Genomic DNA, 640 nt, shown 5'->3' on the forward strand with positions numbered 1-640 from the left:
GGCGCGAGCCGCGGGCGAGGCCGCAGACCCCGTGCCCGCTCGTGCAGCCGGAGCCGAGACGGGATCCAAACCCCACGAGCAGGCCCCCGAGCAGGAGGAGCGTGAAGGGAGCGTCGATCACGACCTCCGGAAGCGCCATGCCGAAGGCCGCCAGAAGCGGACCCGAGGCGAGCAGCCCGCCAAGAAAGGCGAACCTCCAGCCGGAGCCCTTCCTGAACGAAGAGGCCGCGTCCAGGATGCCGCTCACGCCGGCGATGCGTCCGTTGGCGAGCAGCAGCAGGGTCGCCGAAGCGCCGATCAGAACGCCGCCGGCGACCGCCGGAATGACTGTGAATGTCCCCATCGCCTTAGTCCTCGCCATCCGTCATCGCGGTCTGCGCGGGCCGAGCCGCCTGCGGCCCGCAGAACAGATCGTGGAGCGTGGCGAACAGCCGCTCGATCCGGGGATCGGAGATCCGGTACCAGAGGGTCTGGCTCTCCCGCCGGTAGCCCACGACGCCCTGCTCCCTCAGGATCGAAAGGTGCTGGGAGACTGCGGAGCTCGACAGGCCGACCGCCTCCGCGAGATCGCCGACGTTCGCCTCTCCGCGCTCCACGAGCCTGCACAGGATCACCAGCCGCCGCTCGTTCGCGATGGATC

2 protein-coding genes are annotated in these 640 nt (G+C 70.2%); both read right to left on the reverse strand.

Going from position 1 to position 640, the window contains the following annotated elements:
- Window positions 1-343, reverse strand: a 343-nt coding sequence (locus tag ACKAE7_RS21145) for a YeeE/YedE family protein (protein ID WP_408980239.1), incomplete at its 3' end; no start/stop codon positions are given.
- A 4-nt stretch (window positions 344-347) separates the two neighbouring features.
- On the reverse strand, window positions 348-640 hold a 293-nt coding region (locus ACKAE7_RS21150; protein ID WP_408980240.1), incomplete at its 5' end, for an ArsR/SmtB family transcription factor.

It is taken from the genome of Pseudarthrobacter sp. NKDBFgelt (genome assembly GCF_046097905.1).
GTDB lineage: Bacteria > Actinomycetota > Actinomycetes > Actinomycetales > Micrococcaceae > Arthrobacter > Arthrobacter polychromogenes.